The 26,690-nt window shown below is 31.5% G+C and carries 31 protein-coding genes and 1 pseudogene; 2 read left to right on the top strand and 30 right to left on the bottom strand.

What is annotated here, in order from left to right; genetic code table 11:
* Positions 1-120: 120 nt before the first annotated feature.
* The 6 genes from ACY2U7_RS04515 to ACY2U7_RS04490 all read right to left on the bottom strand — a co-directional run bounded on the left by ACY2U7_RS04515 (position 121) and on the right by ACY2U7_RS04490 (position 3,538).
* Positions 121-900 (bottom strand): hypothetical protein, encoded by a 780-nt coding sequence (locus tag ACY2U7_RS04515; RefSeq protein WP_461868086.1) that lies wholly within the window; start codon positions 898-900, stop codon positions 121-123.
* Between the two features lie 52 nt (positions 901-952).
* Positions 953-1,360, bottom strand: coding sequence for a hypothetical protein (locus ACY2U7_RS04510; RefSeq protein WP_461868085.1), 408 nt, complete (start codon positions 1,358-1,360; stop codon positions 953-955).
* Between the two features lie 15 nt (positions 1,361-1,375).
* A complete protein-coding gene (locus tag ACY2U7_RS04505) occupies positions 1,376-1,822 on the bottom strand; it encodes a hypothetical protein (RefSeq protein WP_461868084.1) in 447 nt (148 codons plus the stop codon).
* 184 nt (positions 1,823-2,006) lie between these two features.
* Positions 2,007-2,390: a hypothetical protein gene (locus ACY2U7_RS04500; RefSeq protein ID WP_461868083.1), complete on the bottom strand. Its 384-nt coding sequence runs from the start codon at positions 2,388-2,390 to the stop codon at positions 2,007-2,009.
* A gap of 444 nt (positions 2,391-2,834) precedes the next feature.
* Positions 2,835-3,071, bottom strand: a complete 237-nt coding sequence (locus ACY2U7_RS04495) for a hypothetical protein (RefSeq protein ID WP_461868082.1) — start codon at positions 3,069-3,071, stop codon at positions 2,835-2,837.
* 269 nt (positions 3,072-3,340) lie between these two features.
* The gene (locus ACY2U7_RS04490) at positions 3,341-3,538 is read right to left on the bottom strand and encodes a helix-turn-helix domain-containing protein (RefSeq protein ID WP_461868081.1); all 198 of its coding nucleotides are present in this window, start codon (positions 3,536-3,538) and stop codon (positions 3,341-3,343) included.
* 174 nt (positions 3,539-3,712) lie between these two features.
* Between ACY2U7_RS04490 and ACY2U7_RS04485 the strand changes: the two genes are divergently transcribed.
* Positions 3,713-4,078 carry a helix-turn-helix domain-containing protein gene (locus tag ACY2U7_RS04485; protein ID WP_461868080.1) on the top strand — a complete coding sequence of 122 codons (366 nt, stop codon included), beginning with the start codon at positions 3,713-3,715 and terminating at the stop codon, positions 4,076-4,078.
* A 5-nt stretch (positions 4,079-4,083) separates the two neighbouring features.
* Positions 4,084-4,347 carry a hypothetical protein gene (locus ACY2U7_RS04480; RefSeq protein WP_461811712.1) on the top strand — a complete coding sequence of 88 codons (264 nt, stop codon included), beginning with the start codon at positions 4,084-4,086 and terminating at the stop codon, positions 4,345-4,347.
* A 61-nt stretch (positions 4,348-4,408) separates the two neighbouring features.
* Here the strand turns inward: ACY2U7_RS04480 and fic are convergent, their stop codons facing one another.
* The 24 genes and pseudogenes from fic to ACY2U7_RS04360 form a co-directional block, all read right to left on the bottom strand.
* Positions 4,409-5,017, bottom strand: a complete 609-nt coding sequence (gene fic / locus ACY2U7_RS04475; protein WP_461811711.1) for a protein adenylyltransferase Fic — start codon at positions 5,015-5,017, stop codon at positions 4,409-4,411.
* Between the two features lie 207 nt (positions 5,018-5,224).
* Positions 5,225-5,764, bottom strand: coding sequence for a rubrerythrin (rbr, locus tag ACY2U7_RS04470; protein ID WP_461868079.1), 540 nt, complete (start codon positions 5,762-5,764; stop codon positions 5,225-5,227).
* 32 nt (positions 5,765-5,796) lie between these two features.
* The gene (locus tag ACY2U7_RS04465) at positions 5,797-6,432 is read right to left on the bottom strand and encodes a superoxide dismutase (RefSeq protein WP_461868077.1); all 636 of its coding nucleotides are present in this window, start codon (positions 6,430-6,432) and stop codon (positions 5,797-5,799) included.
* A 123-nt stretch (positions 6,433-6,555) separates the two neighbouring features.
* Entirely contained in the window at positions 6,556-6,774 is a 219-nt protein-coding gene (locus tag ACY2U7_RS04460) for a DUF8462 domain-containing protein (RefSeq protein ID WP_461868076.1), read from the bottom strand.
* Positions 6,775-6,937: 163 nt separating this feature from the next.
* Positions 6,938-7,852, bottom strand: a complete 915-nt coding sequence (locus ACY2U7_RS04455) for a HEPN domain-containing protein (protein ID WP_461868074.1) — start codon at positions 7,850-7,852, stop codon at positions 6,938-6,940.
* Between the two features lie 48 nt (positions 7,853-7,900).
* Entirely contained in the window at positions 7,901-9,085 is a 1,185-nt protein-coding gene (locus tag ACY2U7_RS04450) for a bacteriophage abortive infection AbiH family protein (protein WP_461868073.1), read from the bottom strand.
* A 683-nt stretch (positions 9,086-9,768) separates the two neighbouring features.
* Complete coding sequence (locus tag ACY2U7_RS04445; RefSeq protein ID WP_461868071.1) at positions 9,769-10,731, bottom strand: DNA/RNA non-specific endonuclease; 963 nt, start codon at positions 10,729-10,731, stop codon at positions 9,769-9,771.
* Positions 10,732-10,748: 17 nt separating this feature from the next.
* On the bottom strand, positions 10,749-12,326 hold the full coding sequence (locus ACY2U7_RS04440; protein WP_461868070.1) for a recombinase family protein: 1,578 nt from the start codon (positions 12,324-12,326) through the stop codon (positions 10,749-10,751).
* Positions 12,327-12,585: 259 nt separating this feature from the next.
* Positions 12,586-12,807, bottom strand: coding sequence for a hypothetical protein (locus ACY2U7_RS04435; RefSeq protein WP_461868068.1), 222 nt, complete (start codon positions 12,805-12,807; stop codon positions 12,586-12,588).
* A complete protein-coding gene (locus tag ACY2U7_RS04430) occupies positions 12,794-13,699 on the bottom strand; it encodes a conjugal transfer protein (RefSeq protein WP_461868067.1) in 906 nt (301 codons plus the stop codon). The genes ACY2U7_RS04435 and ACY2U7_RS04430 overlap by 14 nt, the downstream gene beginning before the upstream one ends.
* Positions 13,700-13,711: 12 nt before the next feature.
* Positions 13,712-14,497 (bottom strand): hypothetical protein, encoded by a 786-nt coding sequence (locus ACY2U7_RS04425; RefSeq protein WP_461868066.1) that lies wholly within the window; start codon positions 14,495-14,497, stop codon positions 13,712-13,714.
* An 11-nt stretch (positions 14,498-14,508) separates the two neighbouring features.
* Complete coding sequence (locus ACY2U7_RS04420) at positions 14,509-15,543, bottom strand: phage tail tip lysozyme (protein ID WP_461868064.1); 1,035 nt, start codon at positions 15,541-15,543, stop codon at positions 14,509-14,511.
* Positions 15,544-15,551: 8 nt separating this feature from the next.
* Positions 15,552-17,576, bottom strand: a complete 2,025-nt coding sequence (locus ACY2U7_RS04415) for a CD3337/EF1877 family mobilome membrane protein (RefSeq protein WP_461868063.1) — start codon at positions 17,574-17,576, stop codon at positions 15,552-15,554.
* Positions 17,577-20,024 carry an ATP-binding protein gene (locus ACY2U7_RS04410; RefSeq protein ID WP_461868062.1) on the bottom strand — a complete coding sequence of 816 codons (2,448 nt, stop codon included), beginning with the start codon at positions 20,022-20,024 and terminating at the stop codon, positions 17,577-17,579.
* Positions 20,017-20,406, bottom strand: coding sequence for a TcpE family conjugal transfer membrane protein (locus ACY2U7_RS04405; RefSeq protein WP_461867836.1), 390 nt, complete (start codon positions 20,404-20,406; stop codon positions 20,017-20,019). The genes ACY2U7_RS04410 and ACY2U7_RS04405 overlap by 8 nt, the downstream gene beginning before the upstream one ends.
* Positions 20,407-20,488: 82 nt before the next feature.
* Positions 20,489-20,833, bottom strand: a complete 345-nt coding sequence (locus ACY2U7_RS04400; protein WP_461868060.1) for a hypothetical protein — start codon at positions 20,831-20,833, stop codon at positions 20,489-20,491.
* A 3-nt stretch (positions 20,834-20,836) separates the two neighbouring features.
* Entirely contained in the window at positions 20,837-22,090 is a 1,254-nt protein-coding gene (locus ACY2U7_RS04395; protein WP_461867838.1) for a replication initiation factor domain-containing protein, read from the bottom strand.
* A 440-nt stretch (positions 22,091-22,530) separates the two neighbouring features.
* Complete coding sequence (locus tag ACY2U7_RS04390) at positions 22,531-23,967, bottom strand: FtsK/SpoIIIE domain-containing protein (RefSeq protein WP_461868059.1); 1,437 nt, start codon at positions 23,965-23,967, stop codon at positions 22,531-22,533.
* A gap of 14 nt (positions 23,968-23,981) precedes the next feature.
* Complete coding sequence (locus tag ACY2U7_RS04385) at positions 23,982-24,413, bottom strand: hypothetical protein (RefSeq protein WP_461867841.1); 432 nt, start codon at positions 24,411-24,413, stop codon at positions 23,982-23,984.
* A 66-nt stretch (positions 24,414-24,479) separates the two neighbouring features.
* Complete coding sequence (locus tag ACY2U7_RS04380; protein WP_461867842.1) at positions 24,480-24,860, bottom strand: DUF961 family protein; 381 nt, start codon at positions 24,858-24,860, stop codon at positions 24,480-24,482.
* Between the two features lie 25 nt (positions 24,861-24,885).
* Positions 24,886-25,212: a DUF961 family protein gene (locus ACY2U7_RS04375; protein ID WP_461867843.1), complete on the bottom strand. Its 327-nt coding sequence runs from the start codon at positions 25,210-25,212 to the stop codon at positions 24,886-24,888.
* 41 nt (positions 25,213-25,253) lie between these two features.
* Entirely contained in the window at positions 25,254-25,751 is a 498-nt protein-coding gene (locus ACY2U7_RS04370; RefSeq protein WP_461867844.1) for an antirestriction protein ArdA, read from the bottom strand.
* 108 nt (positions 25,752-25,859) lie between these two features.
* Entirely contained in the window at positions 25,860-26,495 is a 636-nt protein-coding gene (locus ACY2U7_RS04365) for an isopeptide-forming domain-containing protein (RefSeq protein ID WP_461868058.1), read from the bottom strand.
* A pseudogene (locus tag ACY2U7_RS04360) lies at positions 26,467-26,690 on the bottom strand (class C sortase); the annotation flags it as partial. The pseudogene ACY2U7_RS04360 and the gene ACY2U7_RS04365, both read right to left, overlap by 29 nt.

Here is a 26,690-nt window from a genome sequence, read left to right as displayed (position 1 = left end):
AATAAAATGGCACAAAAAAGAGCAAGTAACTTTTTCCATTGTTTCATTTTTTCATCTCCTTTTCGTATTTAGACAACAAAAAAAGCACTCTTCTTAGAATGCTTTCTCTTTTTCTCTATACTATTTTATCGCTCCACACAAACAATGATACACTGTTTCGTAATAATCCAATACTTCTTTATACCCTGTATGCCATCCTGCATGATATGGATTCGCATCCATATGTTCATCAATATTTTGTGTAATATCTTTACCACAAGTATTACATACATCAATAGGTACTTTTTTATATCTTGGAATTTTCTTTGGTATCCATTTATGTGTATGACTTGGCTTACTTGGTTCTGGTTTACTCGGAGTTGGTTTGCTTGGTTCTGGCTTACTCGGAGTTGGTTTGCTTGGTTCTGGCTTACTTGGTGTTGGCTTACTCGGTGCTGGTTTGCTTGGTTCTGGCTTACTTGGCACTGGCTTACTCGGTGCTGGCTTACTTGGTGCTGGCTTACTTGGTGCTGGTTTGCTTGAAGGTTTTGATGCTTCTGTAGAAAAAGTTTTCTTCTCTTCCTTTGTTGATTTCTTTTCTTCTGTCTTTTTCGATTTTTCTTTTTCTTCTTTTTTAGATTCTTTTTTCGTTTCTTTCTTTTCTTCAGATGAAGAAGTTGCTACACTTTCTTCTTTTTGTTCTTCAGATACATTACTTTCTTCTGTATTCGATTCTTCTGTCTGTTCCTGGCTGTCCTCATTATCTTTGCTGTCCTCATTGTCTTGATCTGTTTCTAAAACTATTTTTGTCTTTTTGTCTATATGCTTTTTATCGCTATTGCCATTCATTGCAACACTTCCGACTGTTACTCCACCTACTGTGAGTAGGATTGCCAATGCAATTACAACTTTCTTTTTCATTTGGTTTCCCTCCTATACTTTGGCAAATACATTATTCAAAAAAGATGATATTTTATGAACCATTAACACCACTATAGGCTATTCCTACTGTTAACCCTAACACTACAATAATTGCTCTCAAAATCGGAATATATATATAATGTATAATTAAAGGTATACAAATAATAACCAAAATAACTCCTAATATACTTATCATCAACTCATCAAATTCATATTTTGTTTTCTTTATAAGTCGTATTCTCCTAAAACATAAACATATACCTATCACTATCAAAAAACATGCTATTGCAAAATATATTATCGGCAAATAATCTTTATATTTAAGGATTTCAAATACATTCAATTTTAATGCTATAAGTTCATGATTTAACTTATTTAAAAACACTAGAAATACAACTGTACCTATCAAATAAATCAACTCTAAACTTAACATTTTTATACCTTTTTTCAATATATCCATCTTTTCCCCTTTTTATTAATGTCCTGTATTCTTTCGTACCTCTTCAATCGTCAGAAGATAACTATAAATTTCTCGTAATTCTTTCACATAACCTATCAAAACAGATACCACAATAACTGTTAAAAAAATCACCAAAAGCACTGAAAGCAAAACCCCTAATTTTGCTACTTCAAATTTATTTAATATCTGATTTTCTGTAAAACTAATTACTCGCTTCACAAAATCAAAAAAGTACTTCCATACTTCCATCAATATCGCTAAAATAACTGTTACTACAACTAAAGAAAGCATACTTTTCTTACTTTCATACTTTGCCTTTGTATTAACATATTCTGCATCAAGTTGCTCAGATGTTAAACTTTTCAAATACTGTATTTTCTGACTGTAGGCTTCATATTCTCTTCTCTTTCGTTCCTGAAATGATATATACATTATCTTTTCCTTAATTCTATCTTTCAGCATAACAGTCCCCTTTCCACATACTTCAAATGAATGTATACGCCTCTACAATTTTGATTTAATTAAAAAAGACTTTTCAATCAAATCTATTGCGGCTTCAGTATACCATAATCTATTATTTCAATCAATCATATGTATCATCACCCCTTTATAAAATTTTTCTATTCTTTCCATACGTTCATAGTTGTCATAACATATCTCTACTCATTTCACACTCCCTCTTTTTGACTACAAATTCAATGAATTTTCTAATCGAAATATTAATCACTGCTAGCAAATATACCGTTATAATACTCTTATAATCCAATAAAAATGCTCCCACACAAATCAAATATGCAGGAATTAATAATATGATATTTTTCGCTCCTCGAGATAACATAAATAATGCAACCCCAATTAATACACCTGCAAAAAACAAAAACATGATATTCATATATTCTCTTTTGCTAAATTGCTGAAAATCTTCTATCACGTATCCTGTTCCTAAAAAAACAAAAAACGCTATCAAAATAGTGTTTACATATCCTGTAAAATCATAAATCCCTTGTATAACTTTTTCTTTTTTACTCATCACTTTTTCCTTTTCTTTATCATAAAATTAGTAAACGGTTATTTCAAATATCTGATTTTTTATCACCCTTTCAACTTTTTTTATTTTTGACGTCAGATTTTTCTCCGAAGATTGTATATATAATAGAGGAACTTATATTTGTGAAGTTGGGGTATGGCAGTTAAGACCATACTCCACTGTCCTCTTTATTTTCACAAAAAAATAACAGGTTACTGAACCTGCTATTTCTCATTTTTTACTAATCTCTCTATAGTATCACTTAATAATTCAGATTTTACTAACTGTTTCTTATATAAATGACCTAATTGAGAAATTATTATCGCTTCAACAACAATTATAAATACTAATATTATTACTAACACAGTCATCCAAATAATCATATTTTTATATCCCTTTTTATTATCATATATTTATCCATATTCTTTTAACCTATATAGATAAAATCTATCCTACTAATTCCTTTGCCAATGAATCTGCAATCTTTTTTGCTAGTCTTTCCTCTTCTCTACATTTGTCTAAAAAGTTCATTCTTACTGGTTTCATCTTTTCATGCTGATCTGGACTCAATACACGATTATTCATCTTCTCCAATTCTTTTTGCAATTCTGCTTTTTCACTTTTTACCTTTTTATATTCTTTTACATATTCTAAAAAAAATTCTTCACATTTTATTCCTGCCATGTTATACCTTCCTTCCTATTCTGCCGCACTTTCGTTTGCCCTATCGCCCTGCATGAATATATCCTTTCTGGCTATACTCATTTCGGTTGATTTGTAATTTACTTTTTGCTTTGACACATTCAGCTTTAAGTTCCCTTAAACTGAAAAGTAAAATCTTTAACGTTTTTAGCCGGCTTTGTTCGGCTTTGCACTCTTCAGGACGTCTTACCTGTACTCTGTTCTACGTCGTAGTAATACGCATATGTAATTTTCAAGGTGCTATCGCAAATTTAATTAAGGAAGTATTCTATGCCTACGCCAAAATATTTTGCTATCTTCTGTAATGTATCTAACTTTGGTACACTTTTTTTCTGCTTCCAATTTGTAAATATAGAACGTGAAATACCAACTTCATCTGCTACTTTACTCGCAGATACATTATTAACCTTCAATAGATACAAAAATTTTTCATACATCTTTTCGTACATTTTATACCTCCTTAATCTATTTGCTTTCAGTACAAAAAAACGTTATACTATTAATCGAGCATTTTAATAATATATGGTTTTAATTTTCGTACTGTTTGTTATATTATAGTATTGATTTTCGTTTATGTCAATATTTTTTGTACGAATTTTAAAACTGTTTTCTAAGGAGGTATTATGTACAAAACTTATTGCAAAATTCGTGATGAAAAAGGATACAAGGACGCTGACGTTGCTAGAGGAGCTAATATTACAAAATCAACTCTTTCCGATTGGAAAAGTGGACGTTGCCAACCCAAACAAGAAAAGCTTCAAAAAATCGCTGATTTTCTTAATGTATCTTTAGAATATCTAATGACTGGAGAAGAAAAAAACAACGACAACAAATACTATCTGAATGATGAAACTGCTGAAATCGCACAAGAAATTTTTGAAAACAAAGATTTACGTTCCCTTTTTGATATGTCTAGAAAAATGCCTCCTGAACGTCTGAAGGCACATTTAGAATTTATGAAAAAATTGGAGGAACAGGAAAATAAATAATCATTATGTATAACTCTTTATTAAACGAATATATCGGTGTGCATCTTATTGATATGGACTCTCTTGTCAAAGAGCAAGTTGTATATAATCCAGATGGGAGTTTTTCTATATTTATTAATGCACGTTTAAGTGCCGATCAACAAATGAAAGCATATCATCATGCTTTATCACACATCATAAATTCAGACTTTGAAAAAGAAGATGTAAATCAAATTGAAACAGACACGCATCGAATGAAATCTTATGAATTTCACACACAAAAAAAGTAGAGGGCTTTTCCTCTACTTTTATACATTGTTTCTTCTTTCCAATAGTTTAGAAAAGATAATCTTATTTTAATTCTTCCGTCTTGAATACATTGTATCCTTCATAATGATAGCTTGCATCTATACCTTTCATATACACTTCACGGTCATTGATTTTATCAGTCAGCGCATTTTGGAGCAGGAACTTAATTTCCACATCTTTAACCGGGCTTCGCTCCATTGCAAGAAGATAATCCTCTTTGTCTACCAAACTCCAATCTATCACCTTGCCAAGTTCACATTTTAATATTGCATCCAGCCAAATACGAGTACTTCTCCCATTTCCCTCACGAAATGGGTGTGCTACATTCATTTCCACATACTTCTCAATGATTTGATTAAAATCCTTTTGAGGCATATGGTCTATGCTGTCCAATGCAGCGTTAAGGTACATTACAGGGGCAAAACGGAAGTTTCCTTTTGCAATATTAACACTCCTCATTTGTCCTGCAAACTCATAAATATCTTCAAAAAGATAGCGATGAATCGCCGCCAATCCTGCAAAGGTTCCCACCTCAAATATATCCAACATACCTGTTTCAAAAAGTTCCAGGGCTTTCTTTTTGCTCATTTTCTCCTCGACTCTGGCAAGTTCTGCCGAGTCAGTAATTCCAAGTTTATTTTCTAATGCCATTTTTACGCCCCTTTCTTAATATCATTATACATACTATTTTTATTATATACAATATTTACATTAAAATTTTAATGAATACCAAGAACTTCTTATTGTATTTTAGATAATCTTCATAATCCATTTCATAAAAAAGTAGAGGTTTACACAGACCTCTACTTTTCTCTTTCTTATATTCTTCTATAGTACTATTTACCTTATCCGTAATAATTAGTAATTTTCACAGCGAACTTCAAAATAACTCTTAGGATGTTTACATACTGGACAGACTTCCGGAGCCTTTGTTCCAACAATGATGTGTCCACAATTTCTACATTCCCAAACTTTTACTTCACTCTTTTCAAAAACTTGTGCTGTTTCAACATTATGAAGTAAAGCACGATATCTTTCTTCATGAGTTTTTTCAATTTCTGCAACCATACGGAATTTATGAGCAAGTTCAGTAAATCCTTCTTCTTCTGCTGTTTTAGCAAATTCTGCATACATATCCGTCCATTCGTAATTTTCACCTTCAGCAGCATTTTTTAAATTTGTTGCAGTATCACCAATTCCATTCAATTCTTTAAACCACAGTTTTGCATGCTCTTTTTCATTCTCTGCTGTTTTCAAAAATAATGCTGCAATCTGCTCATATCCTTCTTTTTTTGCTTTTGATGCAAAATAAGTATATTTATTACGAGCCTGAGATTCACCTGCAAATGCCATTTCAAGATTTTTTTCAGTTTGTGTTCCACTGTATTTTGTTTTCATAAAAATCATTTCCTCCTTGAATATAATCTTTCTTAAACTAATTTTTCTTTTCTCTCTTCATAATTTTTACTAACGACTTCCCAATTAATCAATTTAACAAATGCATCAAAATAATCTGGACGACGATTCTGATAATCTAAATAATATGCATGTTCCCAAACATCAACCGTCATCAACGGAACAAATTTACTAAAATCCGGAACATCTTGATTAGGAGTAGAACAGATAGACAATACTCCATTCTCATCTGTAACAATATATGCCCAACCAGATCCAAAACGTCCAACGGCTGACTGTTTAAGTTTGGCAATCATTTGCTCCATACTACCAAAATCACGTTCAATAGCTGCCTGTAAATTTATAGAAGGCTTTGTGTCAGTATTTGGATTTGTAAGTGTAGAAAAATACAACTCATGATTATACACACCACCACCATTGTTACGAACAGCAGTCTGTATAGCCTGAGGAATTTCATCTAGTTTATTTAGCAAATCGCATAAAGAAAACTTATGAAACTCTGGGTATTCCTCTAATGCTTTGTTCAAATTCTCCACATAAGCATTCATATGCTTATCATGGTGAAAATGTAATGTATCACTACTCAAAACAGGTTCTAAAAATTCATAAGCATATGGCAACTCTGGTAATGTAAATGGATAAGTTCTCATCGTTAATCATCCTTTCTTTTGAACAACAAATGTTTATACAATAGTTCTCAGAATATATTTTATTCTCTATTTTCAGACTAACACAACCCATTGGTAAATACAACTTATTTTTTATGAATATAATTAACTATTCTGTTCTTCATTCCACTGTTTATATTCATCTAATCTTTTTATATATTCATCAAATTCCGGAACTGTAAAATCTAATTCTTTATAGCGTACCGAAAAAATAATCCCCTTATTAATCAACTGAGCTCTAGTAGTAGATATTTGATTTATATTTTTCTGAAGATTCTTAGCAATATTGGATATCGTACATGGTAATTCCCCACATTTTACCATAGCAATATACGGATGATTAACAAGATATGAAACACTGTAAACATCGTAAAAAATAATGGCTTATCTTATATGTGTAAACACGGATAGATATTAGTAATATCAATGGTTTCTTGCAAATATAAAAAGCTACTGAGCTATCCTAGTAGCTTTAATATTTTATAACCTATTTATATGGATCTTGTTGTAAAAACCATCTGTATGAAGTAACATGTAACTTCTCGTATTCTTTTCTAAAAAAGAATTTTGAAAATAGTTGTATTGCTAAATATTCACATTTTCCAACATAATTTTCAATTTCTTTTTCATCTATAATATCTCCATGAGCTATTTTATTTCTTAGGTGAACAAGTTTATTTATATCTCCTACATTTATGTCAATATTATGCTTCGTAATAAAGAGAGCAATTTTATTATATGTACTTCCATAAAACTCTTCTAATATTTTATTATATATTAAATCTGTCTTATTATTTAACATATCATCTGTAAGCTGTACTTGTAAATCTTCTAATCCATATTTTCGCAAGAAATCCTTAATCTTATTTTTATTCCTTTTTTTTGTACTTTTATTATACAATTTTCTTTGTGTTATCTTATAATCTTCTTTTGCAATACGTTCTACAACCTTAAAGAAAAACATAAATGCATCTTCATCACGTTCCTTGAATAAATTGTCAAAAGCAATCACTAGAAGATCTAAGGATTGGTAAAAAACCGTTTTTGTCTTTTTGAATTTATGAACCTTATTTTCTATATATTCCACTTTCTTCAACGATTGTTTTGAGAACAATGTGTTTTTTTCTATTGTCCCTTCCACCTCATAAAATTGATTTTCTTTAGAATAAAATGGAAGTGCAAAAATATAACTAAGCACCTTCGATACTTCTTTGCAAATTTCATAAGCTTCTTCTTTTGAATATTTTTCCCCATTTACCCAAAATATTATCAAATGTTCACTTAAGGTATAGAACTTAACTCTGCAATCGAACAATTCAATTACTGCACCATGTCGAACCTTCGGAATACATTCAAAAACTTCTGAAAAATTTTCATAGTCATAATACATTGCATAATTCATAATCCATCCTCTTTTCCAAACCTCTTATGTATAATTCTTAATCTCCACTTATTGCTCATTACCCTCTTTTTCTATATCTTCTATATTCTTTGCTTCTTGTTGTTGCCACAAAATAATCTTTGCATTGATTCCATGTACCATTGAAATTAGATTATCTTGTCCAATTACTTTTACCAAATTTGCAATTTGGCTGCCTAATGCTTGCTGATTAAAATGAAAAATAGTTGTTTGGGTATGTTCCTCTTGAATAAATTTAGCTATAATATCCTTATCTGTAATGTCAAGAGAATGCCCGAATATATATACATTAAAATCAATATAATTTTCCTCATAAATTAGCATGCCTCTATATTGCTCTTTATGCTCATTTAACCAATCAACATGTTCACATCCTGTCTTTTTATATATTCTCTGAAAATACTTTTTAAACTGAATAAACTCTGTATTCTTATTCTTCTCATCTTCATCCAGATATTCATCAATTCCTAATACTAGATTACAACTATTTTTATCATGTTTTATGTCTGCTTTTCCATGAATATAGTCATATTCTATATCAGGATTTTTATTCCCATAGATCCGTTTATATGTATTTGTATAATTAAAACTCAAGACTTTATCAATTTCTAATCCTTCAATGTCAGATAGTTTCTTATTAATAGGGTAGTTATTAACAAAATCACTCAAATAAATTTCTAAAGCTCTAATCAATCTATTCAAATCATTTAGCATATTTATTTTAATCAATGCAAACGATTTTAATGTTTGATGATTTGTACTATTTATAATAAATTTTTCCAATCTATCTGTTTGAAATTGATCTAAAAATATATCATTTCGATTTTTTTTTACATTCTCCAACATTTTCAAATGTATAGAATCAAACTCTCGCACTATATTAGATATCTCACTTTCAAAGTCTATCCATCCTTCCCTTCCTTCTTGTTGCATTTGTTTGTAAATTGATATAAAATAATCTAACCAAACATTCTCAGAAATCATTTTTACCAATTCTTCAAAAAGTTCTTTTTTCTGATTACATAAATTTCCTAAATATACAAGAAAATCTTTTTCTAATTTTTGACCTTTACCCCATTCAGACTTTATAGAACATCCAGGAATCAAAGTCTCCTTATGATTTTCATATGTATTTACAAATTCTAAAAAATGCTCATACTTTGTAGGCAAGCCATGAGCCAAATCAAATCCATTTCCAATAATTAGTATATTCATAATATATATTCCTCCTTTTACCATCTGTACCTTAATATTCTAACAACTTTTTTCATCTTGTACAATCATCTATTTATTTTGAGGTTAGTAGATTTATGTCGTTCAACTGTTGATCTTGATAAATAAAATGTTACATAATTCTTTTAAAGAAAGATAAATCTACGCTTTTTTATTAAAAAATAATGCTAGAAATTTGGGTTTCTTTTTTGATAATAAATCAAGTTTCTGCATTTTTTCTTCTAACATTTTCAGCGCAATTAATATAAATAGTTCTGATATAACAATGAATGATATATTATTAATAATAGCCATTAAAGCGCTCAAGAATAACTTCTCAAATTATATATCCTAATTCAAATAATTTTACTGATGGTAAATATTCTTTTTTCAGTAAAAGAAGAATACAGAAGAAACAAAAGTAGAATGGATTCACTTTAATCATATGATATTCACCTCCACATTTATCCATGTCAACGTATTCACAGTGTTTTACGCTATTATATATCCTATAAGATACTATAACTTTCATATAACATTTTCAAAATAATCAAATCCTTGAATAACACTACATCCGCAATATATAGGGTTATTCAAATATTTAATTGGTATACGTCATAAGAGTACTTTCTCTTGTCTCCTATCTCTCTACGCCACACATGAAGCATATAAACATAGTAGACAGATTATGGATTACACATTTTACATGGAGAATAGGATTGTTTTAATAATTCTTCTTTTTTCCCGTGAAAAGTTTCTTTATTCTCTTCTTTAATATCCTTTATCCCTCTACATGTAGGAAGATGAAATTTTTTTGTATTTGTATTCAATATATACGAACTTTCTTTTTGATTACTTTCCTTTTTAGATGTTTCCTTTTCATATACAACTGCTACAGAGTCTTTATCCAAAAATTCTCCTGTATATTCTGAATCTCCTGTCAAATAATTCATTTCAACTCCTGGCTGTACATTATAGAAAAATACGCAATAAGAAATTCCTTTTCCACTGTCTTCAACAGAGTATCCTTCCATAAGCAAACCTCTGCAAAGCATTTCTTTATCTACAAAAACAGGCGTTACTCTATACATAACATGGTTTCCTGTTTCTTTTATATAGTCTGCTACCATATTTTCATACTCTAACATTTCCAGATTCATATATCTAGTTCCGCTTACAAGATTCTTTTCATTTGCATTTTCTGCTCCTAACTGCCAACCAATACAATGCGCTCTATTTAAAATAAATTTCCCTTGCACACAATCATATTTTTTCGAGTGCCATCCAGTAGGTTTTACATTTCCAATTTTCCCTCTTTTTTCCTTCTCATCTGGCATAGTATCTTTACTTAAACTAGCAACCGAAGTTGTACAACGTCCTAACGAATCTAATTCCCCATATGTTTCAAAAGATTTATCTGTTACTTCTTCTTTCGTAAAATACGGAACATTTCCATTCACTTCAACATATGGTTCTCCACTGTATTCTGGAATAGACTTATAATCAAAAGTTCCACCTGATAAAGCAACCTCATTTTCTTTCTGATTAGATGTCAATGTTTTTACATCTCCACAAGCAATTACGCTAGTAGATAGCATAAAAACAAGTAATAAACTTTGCATTTTCTTTAAAATCTGTTTCTTCTTCATAATTTTTCATCCTTTCTTTATCCATATGGATTTGAAAAACGATAATAAATATCTAGCATACCATCTTCATGTACTTCTATTTTATCTATCAATTCCAAAACCATTTCTCGTGTAAGTTCTGACACGTCTATGTAATTTTTAAAAGCTTCAACCCACTCATCATGTTGAACATCCAACTTTTCTTGTAAATTCAATTTTTCAATCACATTATCCCTTTGTAATTGCAACTCTCCGATCTGCTTATCATATTCTCCAATATAATAGATATATTTTTTCTTATCTATTAATTCTTCCATAAAATTTTGATATGTCTTATTTTTGTAGGTTTCTATTTTTTCTATCTGTCCTTCTATCTGTTTTAATTGAATCCTATAATTCACTTTACCTGATTCAATTACTTCAAATTTTTGAAGTTCATCTACATCTGCCTGTGTCAATATTTTTCTTGCTTCTTCTTTTATTGAAGCCAATACTGTCTCTTCTAGTTCATCATTTTTAATGCTATGACTACTACAAAATTTTTTCCCATGTTGCTTATATGTTTTACATATATACCCAACAAACTTTTGATTTTGTCTTCTTTCATATTTTCTATTCATGCTATGCTTACAATCTGCACAAAAAAGAACGCCTGAAAATATTCCTTTCGTTTCAGTTCCGGAAACACTTCTTGTTTTCATTTTCTGTATTTCCTGCACTCTGTTAAAAATCTCTCTGCTTATGATAGCAGCATGTGTATTCGCAACAATAATCCATTCCTCTTTCGGTAAAGAAAGTTTCTTTTTATCCTTATACGAAAGTTTATTCGTTTTGTTCTGCACTAGATCTCCCACATAAGTCTGATTATTTAAAATAGAATGTATCGTTTGATAAGACCACACTTTTGTTGTCTTTAATGCTTTACTGTTCTTATAATTTTCCCCCAATATTTGTTGTTTATATAAAGTCGGAATTAAAATCCCTTCTTCTGATAATATAGAACCTATTTTCGCTTTCCCATATCCAGTCAAATACAATTGAAATATTTTTTGAACAACATTGGCAGCGTACTCATCTATAATTAAATGATTGTGATTTTGAGGATCACGTTTATATCCATACGGACATGAAGAACCCAAAAACTGTCCATTCTTCATTTTTATTTTAAAAGCACTACGAATATTTTCTGATAAATCCTCACAATACCATTCATTTACTAATCCGTTTATCTGACGTGACTTTTTATTGGAAGCTACTGCTGTATCTACTCCATCCACTACACCTATAAAACGTATACCCAAATTTAAAAAATCATGATGCAAATATTTTTCTATATGTTCCATATTTCTCGAAAAACGTGATTGTGTCTTGGCGAGAATAATATCAAACAAACCTAACTTTGCATCTTCTATCATTTCTTCAAACCCTGGTCTATCATCATACAAACCACTTTCATCATCGTCTGAATAAACTTTTACAATCTGAAAATTATTTTTCAAAGCATACTCTGTTAATAATAATCTTTGATTCTTTATACTAGCACTATCATCTCCTTCATTTACTTTGTCCAAGTCTTCTTTACTTAATCTAAGGTATAATACTACACGATTTTTCATTTAGCATTGCTCCTTTTGCATAAAATATTATACCCTTATGACATATACTCCAAAAGTATACATCATAAGGGTTATATTTACCATCTCTATTTTCTATGGATTTTAATTACATTTTTCATGCACTCTAAAAGAGATTTCTCCCCATAAATCACTTTGATTTTTATATTTTTTCTGTTTTTATCGTTCACTTTTATCCTCGCTTTTCTTTTAATATATGAGTAGGTTGAGTAATCTTATAACATTAATTTGCAGATTTTTCCTACTCCCATTTTAATTCTTTCAAATCTTCTTTTGCTTCTCTAATTTCCATTATCTTGTCCAAAAGTTCATAAAAATCCACATCACCATATACTTTTCGTAGTATTGCATCACGTTTCATCCTATGTATGATTTCTAATGAATCACAATAAATCCTTTCCAGTCGTTCCTCACTTATTTTCTCTACACAGATGTACTCTTTATCCATTTTATTTTCTTTCAATGACCTTCCAATTATCTTGCTTTTCTAACACTAGATTGTATTCAAATGGCTGAAGTACATCTGTAAATAAAGACTTATATGAAACCAAAAGATGAACTTCTACCCTATTTTTATGAATAGACGTAATCACTACTTTATCAAGTGTGTTAAATTGATAACTGTCCATATGTATTTCTGGCATTATTCCCTCTTTCGCATAATACTTCAATTCTTTTTCTGATAAAGATGGGTATACTGCAAAAAAATCTTCTAAAAATTCACTTACACTTTCTTTTAAATCTCCTTCAACATTTTCTGCTTCTATCTCTTCTTTTAATAGAACCGGTGACTTTTTCGGTAAATCTGTTAATGTAGGAAACTTCTTAATAAGCATATTGTTCTTTTTATCTACATACACAACTGTTTCATAAGATTGTTCTATTTTCTTTTCTCCTGTAGCATTAATCACTTTCTGGCCGACTTCAAACACTACTTTATATTCCTTATCCTTAATTTTTTCTACATTCCATACATCCAATTTATAAACTTCCGAACGATTTGTCATTTCTGCTGTAGACATTCCTTGTATAGTCCGCACTAGATCTTCATTCGCATATTTTTCCAGCTCCATTACTCGTAAATCCATATTTTCTTTTGTGTTATCCCAAGAAAAATACTCTCTTGCAAACCCTCTAACAAAATTTTCAATTCCGTTCGTACTAACCACTCTTTCTTCTACTATTTCTCGTTCATGAATCGTATGTCTATCTATTGCTGTAAAATTTTTATAAAGCGCAAACACAAAGCTTATCCCTAATAAAATCCACAAAAAAACTACACGCTTACTGTGTAGCCCTTCATGTTTCACTCTTTCTTTTTGTCTCTGTTCTTCTTTCTTTTTACCTATTTTCATTTTCATCACTTCCTATTCTTCTATTCTTGTTCCAAAGAAAAATTTATACTTCTCATTTTTTATTGTTACACAAAATACTTTTTTATCTATTCGAGGTATTACAAATGAAAAAACAAGTCCTATTCTATCTTCATCTTTCTGAACTTCTTCTAATATAACCTCCCTTCGATATTCTTGCGCTTCTAACAAATAGCCCGTCATTTTTTCAATCAACTTCTCTTGATTTACTTCCTTAGGAATTTTTTCCTTTCCGCCCACAATAACAATCTTGCCAACATCTACATTTTCATATCCTGGATCATAACTTTCATTTACTAATGCTTTTTCTTCTTCTGTAGGTTGCTTTCTAGCAACACTTTCTATTTCTTCAATTTTAGGCAAAGTATCCGTAAATGCAAATTTAACTTCTTTATCAAACTTAAACACTCCTTCTACTTTATATGCACCGTTATTTACAAGACAATAAAATTTCCAACTTCCTTGATCAAGTTCTTCTATCTTTTCATAAATTTCTATTTTCTTTGGAGTAACTCCCTCATCATACAACCACTCTTGTATACTCTTTTTAAACTCTTCTAACTCTTTTGCTCCAAAGAAAAATAATCCATCAAGATTTTCAAAAGAAATACTTTCTTGCATTCTTCTTTTTTCTTGTGCATTTATATTTCGTTTCTTTTCTATCAATAAATTCTTTTCTTTTTTATTTTTTACCTCCTTCTTATCTTTGGCCAAAAACATTGTTGTAAAAATACTCCCTATAACTAAAACCATTAATGAAATCACTATTTTTTTCTTCATTCTTTTTCCTCCTAAAATTTCTTATAATACTCTAATGCTTTTTTTATTCGCCTAGGCATATTTGGCTTTCCTGCTCTTTCAAAGCAAGTTTCAAATACTTTCGTTGCCCACTCAACATTAGTTGTATGCATAAAGGAGTTAAGGCCACCATAATTCCTATCCATTAATGTCTTTGTTGTTGGATCGCCACCTTGCAGCTCAAATATAAGAAAATCAAGTTGTACTTTTATATCCGTCCATGGCACTCCTCTTCCTTTAGCCATAGCATCTAATCGCTTCCAACGTCCTACTCCTTTAGTATAATTCTCCCATTGGCATATTCCTGCCGCTGGCCCTTTTCCTCCACCTTGAATATTCGCTGGATTAACACCACTCTCTTGATACATATTTCCCATTATCCCACATGTGCTTGCCTTAGAAAATCCTGCTTTAATCAAATAATTATAGACCTGTTCTTCTAAACTATTTCCTTCTACATTACTATTAAATGGGTACGCTGGTATTCCATATCCATAGACATGTTCCTTTGTCCTTGTTTTTACAGCACACGTATTTCCATGTGCATTGCTAAAATCACTTGTATTTCCCTCAACTGTAACTATTGTATCTCCTGTACTGTACTGTACTATTCCAACGTGATCCGTTATGGAATCTCCATTCCAATCATAAAATATAATGTCTCCTGATTTTGCTATATAATCTTTTCCCTTCCATTGTCCATGCTGCTTAAACCATGCTTCGCCTGTCGGACAATATGAAAATTTAGGTATGATACCACTTTCAATATAACCACATTGATTTGCACACCACGAAACAAAGCAAGCGCACCAGTTCACATGATTATTAAATCCATACCACTTCCAATAAGGATCACCACCTACATTACCCACTTGCGAAAGTGCTACATCAACTATTGCCTGACTTGATCCAGATATCACTTTATTGTCTTCTTGAGAATTACTAGGTGCTGTTGAAAATATAATTCCTACAATTAAAATAACTGGACTTAAAAGTAAAAGAATACCTACCCCTATCTTTTTCCACATACTCGCACCTATTCTTTCTTCGTATTCATATGATTAGATTTTTCACGAGAAACTAAATTTGAAGATTTTGAAGATGCGGTTTGCACATTATTTATACTTGCAAGTCCTTTTTCTTTCCCTTTCAACATCTCCTTTTTTCCGTAGGATGTTGTATCTTTTGCATCTTTCAAATTCTCTTTCCTCTCATAAATTTTATTTCTACTAGATAGTTTTTTCTCAGGCAAAGTGTTTTCTTTTACATTTGGCAATTTAGATACTTCCTCTTTTTCCTTATTCACATATATTTGATTCATACTGGACAATTTCTTTTCTTTTGGAAGTTTCTTATCCACCCCTTCACGTTTAACCATTTGCGTTACTTCTGGCGTATTTTTTGACTTTGATTCTGGATTTTTCTTCTCTGTTTCTGAATTTTTCTGCGTTTTCATCGTTTGTCTTTTTTCTTCATTTTCTTTTGTATAGCCTTCTGACATTCCCATTTTTCTTTGCATACTGTAGAAACTCGTTTCTTTTCCTAACTGTTTATCAATTTTCTTTTCTTCGCTATTTCTAATCATATTTGCTTTTCTCGTTAAATCACCTGTATTTTTACCTTTGGATTTTTCTGAAACCATTCTGGACACTTCACTTTTTCCATGCGTTGCAACTGCTTTAACAGTTCTTGTAGCCATTTTCCCTTTTTCTTTTGCTTTATGAACAACTTTCTTTTCAACCGCTCTTTTCTTTTCATCCACTTTCCTGATCGCTTCGCCACCGCCAAGTTTCTCTCCAATATTACCTAAATTCTTATATACGCCTATAAACAAAACTAACTGTAATATCATTACAAAAAATAATGGTGTCTTCGCTGATAAATCAAATATTAATTGAGAACTTGAAAACGTAATCATCAAAATAAAACTAACTCCTATTTGAAGGAACATATAGGAAAATACACTCACAATTCCTTTATAAGCCACTTGTGATTTTCCCGGCAACAATCCAACTATAAAATTAATCGGAAGAAACAGTGAGAAAAACACAAACAAAACTTGCGCCAATATGAGCAATACAGCTAGAACTGATACAAAAAACGTTATTCCTGTATTAACCAACAAAAAAATAAGTGCCATTCCTAAACGTTCTGGCAGCTTATCTCCTGATAAATATCGATTTCCTTCCTTATCAACTTCTTTTTTTACCAAATCCTCTCTCTTATCTTCATCATCATATGGGTTCAATTTTTCTAAAGCTTTTACCCTCTTTTCTAAATTTCCACTGATTTGAGGCTCTCCAAATTGTAACATTATCCATGGATTTCTCACTTGCACCTGAAACAAAATATCCTTAACTCTTTGTGCCGGTGTACCTTCTTTTTTCCCACTTTCTGATGTAACTAAGTTTTGGCCAAGCTGTAGAACTGATTGATTTACAGAATTTGATACCTCATGTATTTGTTTCGTATACGTTTCTCCTCCCAAAGCAAAGACAACTACCATTACAAATACCAACACATAATTAATGACCATACTATATGCTTGAGAAAATTTTCTTTTATAAATCCCCATAACCAAAACATATGCTCCCATAATCAATATGGTAAAAATAAGCAAACTTGGAAAAAAACCTTCTTTTGCAAACCCATTCTTCGTAATTCCTAATAATTTACTAATGCTCTTTCCTAATTTCCCAATAACCTTTGATAAAAAATCAAATTCATATGCTTGTCCAATGAGAAATGCCCCAATCTGATAAATGCCTAAAGAAAAGAACCATAGCATACTTAAGACTGCAAATAACGTGGCATTTATAGGTGCATCAACCGTATCTCCCACAATACCACCTATACCATCACTTGTATAATACTTAAAATCCAATTCATAATTTAGCAATGGATATTTTTGATATAAAAGTTTTGCATCTTTTACAACTTCAGATGGCAGTATACCTTCCGCATTAGCAACTATTCCTGTCAATAACACAAATGTTAAAATTGCCAAGAATACAAACAAACATATCCGAATTCTTTTTTTACTTTTTTGGCATATTGTCATTTATACCACCACCTTCAATTCAGGTGTGGTGCTAAATCCTTCCATTAACTCTTCAAAAACTAAATCTACATACATCACACCTACATTCCCATAAATGTCCATGACTAAACACTCTCCATGTTTAAGACTTCTCATCAACTTATACAGTTCTTCATCTTCCGTATCTAAATTCATAAATTTCAAAATATTTGCAATTTCTTTATCTTCTCCACTATGGAAAGCAAATTTCATTCCAATATTATTTCGTATATCCTTATTTCCCAAATCGTCTGCACCCTGCGTGATAAAATAAATCCCACTATTCATAGAACGTCCTGCTCGAACGGATTTGTTTTGCAAAGCTTTCCCCTGAGCAGTTCCAAGCATGGCCCATGCTTCATCTATCGCCATAACTTTAAACACACTTTTATCGGATTCCATATATTCTAAACCAAATGTTCCAATAATAAGCATAGCTGCGACAGATAACATTTCTACAGAAGTATATTCTGTTACAGGTGTATCTTTATCTGGTAGCATTAAATCTGCAATCTGCAATATATTCATACTTTTATCTAGAGATATTGTTTTCTTTTCTATTTCGCCATTTGAAAACAACAATTTTGCAAAAGAATAACTAACAAAACTTTTAATATGTCCTGCCAACTTCTTTGCAACCTCATCTTCCATTTTTTCTAATTCATCAATAACCCTCAACATCCCTCTTTTTTCACTTTTTCCAACCAATTCAACAGCCCTTGTCAATAATGGAAATCTATCCCCATCAGATACTGACATACCTGTTAAGTATGTAATTACATCTATTGCCAATCTTTTACTTTCTTCTATATCATTTAATATCACGAATGGATCTAACATTCCTCTATTTTCTTCATTAGATGTTAAATTAATAATATTCAGTTCATCTTTTAATTCAGGAAAATATTTCCCCCACTCTCCACGTTCACTTTTGGGATCTAAAATAAACACTCTTCCACCAAAAAGACATATATAATACAACAATGTATTTACTGCAACCGATTTTCCCCAGCCTGTTGCTCCCAAAAATGCACTTGCAAGTGAATTGGTGATAGCTCCTTTAACACCCTGTGCAGCTAATTCCGGACGTAAATATACTGGTTTCCCTGTCAATTTATTAAACCCATAATAAATTCCATAATCATTTCCCAACTTCGTTGTAGCACCAAATCCTAAACCACTAATAAAATCTTCTGTAACATGCTGTATATAATCATCTACTGCTCTTTTTCCCCCTGGCAAAAATTCATAATGAAAATCCAACATATTTTTTCTTGGCCGCACTAATTTAATTCGATAGCCGTCATAAAAATCTTTTAATTCCATGCAACAACGTTCTAACTCTTCTTTTGTCTTTGCCCACACTCGAATTAAATAACTCACCTTATACATATCACTTTTCGTTCTTTTTAATTCAACACCTAAATCTTTTGCTGTTTCGTTTGCTTCCAGAACATCATCTGAAGGATCAACATCTTTCTTTAGCGCATGCTCAATTAAATCTTTTGTTTCCATTTCTTTATTATGTGATAATCGAATCGCTGATTTATTATCCACAACTTCTATTCGAATAGAAGTATCTACCGGAAACGTTATACCACTTTGCTGATGATATAATAATTCCGAATTTGGAAACACTAAATCTTCTATGATCGTACTAATACTAAAAAATGCACTATACATTTTTCCCTCATCCCTTTCAATTTCAAGAGAATATGGAGTTTCTCGTAATAATGCATTTGTCAGTTTTAAAAAGTCATATTTTTTCACAATAATATTTTCAGAAGTTTCTTGGGTTGGAATTTGATATTCATAATCCTCGTAAGATACTCCTGTATTACCATATTCTTTTTCTATCAAATATCCGATTTCTCTTGGAGTTAATCTTTCAAAAGAAAATTTATTGGATATTTTCCAAAACAACATTTTCTCAATAGAACGATACCTTCCAATCATGCCTTGACTCATTACCTGGTAATCTCCCATGGCATCACTTCTAACTTCTCCTAAAAAGTTCAAAAAATCTCTCCACAAGTCTATTACTGCTTGTTTCAAATTCATTTTCTCATCTGCTAATTCCAAACTAAATCCAATATAATGACGATATTTTACCTGATACTCTCCATATTTTTCAATAAGTACATCTGTTTGCAAATCGACAAGACGTGACGCAAAATTCTTCATTTCTCCATTTATACACTTCTTTGACTGCTCTTGTATCTTCCGGAAACTATCTTCTGTAGCTACTTGCAACAAATGAATATCTTTACACTTACTTTGACTAATCAATCTTCCTATTTCATCACTAATTTTTTGCTTTTCTGCTAATGATATAAAAGCATAATTATAATCCTTCATCTCATAATAGGCATACACCCTTCCATCTGTTGTAAAAACCAAATTATCTTCTATATATTTTACATTATACACGTATTCCACCTCTTTCTGTTTTTACAAGTGTTATCTGCAGATGTTCTTTTTTCTTTCGATAACTCACTTTACAACCTGCATAAGTTATTCTTGGCCTAAAAAAATACACTATTTGTGTTTTTAGAAAATTAATTGGTTTCTTATCATCCAAGGTTTTCATATCCATTAAATAGGCAATTAACAAAGGAATCACACAGAATCTTACTAATGGGTTATCGAAATAAAACAAAGGAATATATTTTCCTATTGACATCATAAAAACTAACGTCAACACAAAAAATCCTGCAAATGTAAAACTTACTTTAAACCCTAAACTGCCAATATTAAAATACAGGTTTCTTGATACATTCCAAACACTTGTAAATGACCTCATTATTTTCATGACAACTCTCCTTCTTTTTAAAAAAAGAGCCTACTTTTACCTCTGTAAAGTAGACTCTTTCCTTAGCTAAATCATTTTCCCTTTATCCAAATAATGTTGTTACTATAGTTCCCAAAAAAGTTTTTATACTCTCTGGATAAAATACCAACGCAACTGCTATTACAGCTATTCCTGCAAATCCAAAAAACTCAGTAAACTTTCTTTTTGCAAGCAAAATTACACCGAACACAGATAATCCTATGTATACTAAAGGCTCTAACCATGACATTACTAATTTACGACCATTTTCTACAGGATTAGTTGCAGCTAATGCTCCTATTGGTAATACTGATACACATAACATTATTCCCAAAATTCCTGTGATAACCAAATGACGCTTTTCCCATATTTTGCTCCCTACTCTTTTCAACATATTTCTTACTTTCATTTTCTAATTATCCTCCTTATTTCCATGGTAAAATTTCACTTTCCCTTTTTCATCAATTTTTACTTTTAATTCTTCAATAATTCTCCTTTCCAACCCTAACATTTTCTGCATCTTTAAACTTGGCTCAGCATTATTCATCATATCTTCAATATCTGTAGTTCCTTTCTGTATATCATCTGCAACTAATCCCATAATCGTTGGCATACATTGTCTGCTTACCCAATTTAATGTTCTCCTCCTGCTAAATGGTTTAGGTTCTGTTGCTAGTCTTAATTTATCTCGATAGCAACCAATAAAATGTTGCCACATCAAATCATTTTCCCAAAGAGTTTTTTTAACATCATCATCTCTTACTGCAAATCTTATATAATGGTTAATAATCCCAAATACGACTGTTTCAATAAAATCTTCTTCATAACGTTTCAATATTAATTGATGTATTGCTTCATCTGCTCTTTCATTTGCAAGTCGTATTTCAAAACGGTTTTTTATCACTGCTTCTTCGATCGGAATATCATTCACAATGTATTGTTCATAATCCTTTTCATAAATACAAAAATACACTTCACTTTGCCTACTTCCTACATATAATGTTTTTCCCATTGCAAACTTTTCGAATCGCAACTCCCCACTTCCACAAACTGAAAATTTTCTATTTTTACTAATACATTCTCCATTTTCACATTTTTTTGCTAAGTAAGAAACATCTAGTATTCCATATGCATCATTAACTGCTAAATCCAATCTCTTATATACCCCATCATATAAATTTACATGTTCAAAAAAATCTATCCAGGACTGCTCTCGATATTCCAAATATAATTCAAACTGGCGACATCCTTGGCCACGCATTTCAAGTAATATTCCCAATTCTGAATTATAAGAAGAACACAAAAATATATTTCCATATGCAAAACAATTTTCATAATTATTCCATCCATGAGATTGTTTTTCAAAACCTTCTTCAAAAGGAATTTTCAGCAAATCTTCTGCTATCGTCTGTATCGTCACTGAATCCGATGAAGGAAATCGTATTCTTACATAATCTATCAAAAGAGAAAGTGGGGCATCTGGATTTAATCGTTCCAGCATAGTTTCTATTTTTTCTTTCATTTCTTCAGTTAAAGCTACTGCTCCATTTCTCATATTTCTATAATGTCCTGAAGAAATTTCTAAATGTATTGCTAAACGCCCTTGTGTTATCCGATATTCTTTTCGCTTACTTTCGATTGCATCCCACCATTCTTCTTCTCCCATTCTTTCTCTCCATTCATACTTTTCCCACTTTTATTTTTTGTTTTTAAGACTATATGTCATATCAAAGATAAAAATGTCATAATTCACTACTCAATATGACATTTTGAAAATCCCGATAAACCCTTATAAACTCTAGGTTTGTAGGCATTGGCGTTGGATTTTGTACCCCCGTATTACTGAACGGGGGTAAAGCACGTGAGGGGCTTTCGCCCCTCACGTGAAACCAGCACTTCGCACGCTTGTGTGCTTCTGTCTCCGACCGCACACTACACGCACTTGTGCTTCCTCTTAGTTTCTATTTTCCATCCATTTTCTCTCCGTCCACTTCCCTTCCTGTTCTGCCGCACTACCGTTTACCCTATCGCCCTGCATGACTATAGCCTTAACGTCTATATTCATTTCGGTTGATTGCTAACTACACTGACAAAACACTACGCTATTTAAAAATCTTCCTCTTCTTCATACCTCTCTGAGACAAAATTTTCTTCAAATATATTCTCTCGTTCATTTGCTTTTTCCAACAAATGCATCTCTCGAATATTTTTTAGAAAATCATATCCTTTTGGCACAAATGGAGAATAAAATTCTGTAATAACATTTGTTCCCGTATCTACATACCCTCGTCCTTTAATACGCTTATTAAAAAACTCCTTCTTACACTCCGAACCAAACATCATTGCATATCCCATTTCAGAATTTCTTCCCAACGCAATTCGCAGATTGAACTGATCACGAATACCGTCGGCAAAATATTTTGCATCCGGTCTTTGACAAGCAAGTATTAAGAAACAACCTACTTGTCTTCCAAGCATAGCAATCTGTTTCATATAATTTAATACTTCCTCTTTTTTTCTACCAACCATTTCCACAAATGCAACATATTCATCAAGAACCAAAAAATGTGGCTGCATTCCTACATAAGCATAATTTACACCTGTTTTATAGTTTTCCATCTGCTTTATAACCGTAGTGCGTTCCATCATTTTTTCATAAAAATTCTTTAATTCTTCAATCATGTCATCTGGCATAAAATATACATTCGGCATCACATCTGCTAAATCAGCCAAATCTGCTCTTTTAGGATCTAGTACAGATAATTCTGCACCACTTTTTAACAATGCCTCTATCAAAGTCAATATAAAATACGTTTTTCCACCACCTGTACCACCACAAATAAGAGCATGGGGCAAATCGTCAAACTCCCAATACATCCCTTTCATCAGAAGCATTTTGCCATTTTCTACTTTCACATCTTCGATAGATATTCGATTACAAATAACATCATAAAGAAAGACATATTCTTTATAGAACTCCTTTAATTCTTCATCAACAAGTTCACAAAACAATCCGGTTTCCAACTCTTTATCCAAATGTAATAACGGCTCTCTCAACTTTCCAGTAGGAATTTCTACTGTAATATAAACTTTTCCGTTTTTCATTCGATAAAACATCTTTGGAAAATACGTTATTTTTTCCTGTTCACTTTTGAAGATTTCCGGCATTTCCACAAACTCTTTTGTTTCCTTCTCCGAACGATACCAGCCATTATCCACTATCAATCGTGCTATTCTCTGCCTGTGCTGGTATTGTCTAAACTTATCGGGAAACAACTTTTCAAAAGCAAACTCCACACCCACACCTAATGCAAACGGAAGAATTACTACCCATAACAAAACTACATATGAAGGAATATTCACTATATCCTCAAAAATATGTATTCCCTGCTTATCACTTGTTTTTGAAAGATAAACAATAAATGTACCCAGTCCCAGCACAACAAAAAATCCGATTTTATAAGCAATCCTCCGATACACCAAATGTATATCCCGATAATGAATTTTTGTTCCTGATAAATACAATTTTAATAAGAAAAACACTTAAATCTCCAATCCTACTCTTCTGCCTTATACAAAATCGTCAAATCATTCTTATAACGCCAAACTTTTACATTCTCGTCTTTATGCTTATAATCTTCCATACAATATTTCCAAACCACACTATCCTCAAAAGAAAGAGGAATCACATCAGAAACACCCTTTTTATCCTTACCATCAACTGTTTTCACTAAGATTTTTTTCTTCAAAAAACCAACAACTGAATCTATTTGTGATTCTAATTTTTCAATTCGATCTTCAGCTTCACACATAATATAGTTGAATTGTTTTACCGATAATTTTCCCTCGGGCTTATCTGTAAAATACAATTCTTTCATATTTTCAACGTTAAAACGCTCCTTCACATCATCTTCATTATAAGGAAATGTTACAACACTAGTAATATTTTCTTCTTTTCCTTTTGTTGTTAAACTTCTCTCTACAAACATACCTATCTTTCCTTTCTTCATCAAACAAAAAAAGTAGCCTACTTAATAGACTACTTTTCTGATATATTATTTCTTATCTCCATTTTGGACTGGCTGCCCCTGTTGACCTTGCACTTTCTTCTCACCAGCTTTAATCATATCTCCAGCAACAATATAATATGTACGCTTATTACCATATCCAGAATCTACTATAGAACTGATATTTACATCAACCAATTCTACTTTTTCTTCTTCTTTAAATTCCTTAAGTGCTACTTCCGCTGGAATAAATACTTTAATTATTTCTCCCTGTCGTACACTATACAGATTATACGCACGTCTTGTTAATACGCCTGTACTATTTCCATCTTCATCCCTCTCAAAACGTTCTGAATCAAATTCCATAAACATTAAATCTCCAAAAGTTGCCTTACTATCACATACTAATTTTTCCTGAATTAATCTCATTTTTTATTCTCCTCTTCTTTTCCAATTATTTTACTTCTAAAACATCATCTGCATACAATATATAATCTGCATAAGCAACACCACCGTTAATAGACTCTCCTGTTGTTTTTAAAATAGGATTTACTAACATGACCTTCGTAAGTGGATCATAGTTTCTCGCTGGAGTATTTCCTTTCACAATCACTTCAATATTTCCTTTCTGCTCACTTGAACGAAGGTTATATCTTCTCTCTGTAACAACAGTTCTTCTCTGAGCGTTTCTTCCTTCTGTCACTCGTCCTGTTCCTAAATACTTTAATGTTCCAAAACTTTTTTCCATGTCTAATACAATACCTTTTAATAAATCACTCATTTTTAATTTCTCCTTTTCTTTACTTTCACGTCATTTAACAACTACAAACAAATTTCATATACTTTATTTTTCCCAAAAATAAAATCTCTTTCAATCAACAGATCCCTTCCATATGCTGCATAATCAAAATACCTTCTTGCAAATTCAGATAACTCATTGTCAAATTCTTCAACAAAATAATATGCCAAATCAACTTCATCATTTACATCCGGATAAATTCGAATATCTTCTTTATGTTCAACCAATTCTTCAAGACTTCCACATATACCTATCATTTCATTGACAACACCAAATTCTATTCCGTCTTCATCTAAACAGCATAAATTTTCATATATCTCATTCAATTCATCAATAGATATATATTCTGGCAAATCCATTGGCATTTCGTAATCATGTACTGCATATTCTTCATAAACTTCATTTAATCCTAATCGTTCAGATACTTCCTCCTTATCTAATGGTAAACAAAACCATGCTCCAACGCTTTCTCCTTCAATATACTTTCCTAAATTAACCAAATACACTTGTAAATCTTCCACACTTACACCTTGCCTTTCCTACAGGCTACCCTTTATAATAAAAGACAGCCTGTACTTTTCAGGTTACTCTTTTATAAAGATCTGTCTGCTTTGGTCGGTGACAGGTCTTTATTTTTTCCCTTCTTTACACAATAACCACCCCCCTGAAATTACAATCAAAACCATAGCTCCCACAACAAAAAACAACCACTTCTCCAAATCTTTTTCATCTCCTGTTTTAACAGTTTCTGGAGGAATAGGTGTATGCTTTGGCATTACTTTTACGTCATAAACCATTTCACCGTTTATTTCATCAAATGTAGGAATAGATACCAATACCGAAGTCACGTTATCATATATCCCTCTATCTGATACAGTCAGTAAATACACTCCTATCGAAAGATTCTCAATAACTGCTTTTCCTTTTTTATCTGTAACAATTTCTCCATCTTTTTCAACAATCTTTTCAAGTTGTTCTGCAGCTTTCTTTAAATCCTCTGCATGCTCCAACTTATTCAAATCTACATTAGCCTGCTTATATCTCTCTAATAATTCATACTTTCCATTTACTACATCAGCAACTTTCGTATATGCAAACCGCACATTTTCCTTACTTGTACCGGAACCAGCTTCTGTCAATTGAATTTTTATGCTTCCAATATTTTTAAAATCATCTTCCTTTGCAAATCCAGTAACAGAAAATACCATGACAAGTAATAATGACACTATCATACTTTTAATTTTCTTTCCCTGTATTCTCTTCATCTACTCGCTCCCTTCTTTCATGACACCATACACAAATCGCAATAATAGTTAAAACAATAGGCACTATCGCAAATATAATTTCTCGCAAGGAGAACATTTCTTTTTTAATAGAATCTTGCATTTTCTCTTCATAGGGAATCCTTTCTCCAGTAACAACCAATCGATGTGTATTCAATCCATATGGTGTACACGTTA

Source organism: Faecalimonas sp., from assembly GCA_029264305.1.
Taxonomy (GTDB): domain Bacteria; phylum Bacillota; class Clostridia; order Lachnospirales; family Lachnospiraceae; genus Faecalimonas.
This window is presented reverse-complemented; position numbering and strand designations above follow the sequence as displayed.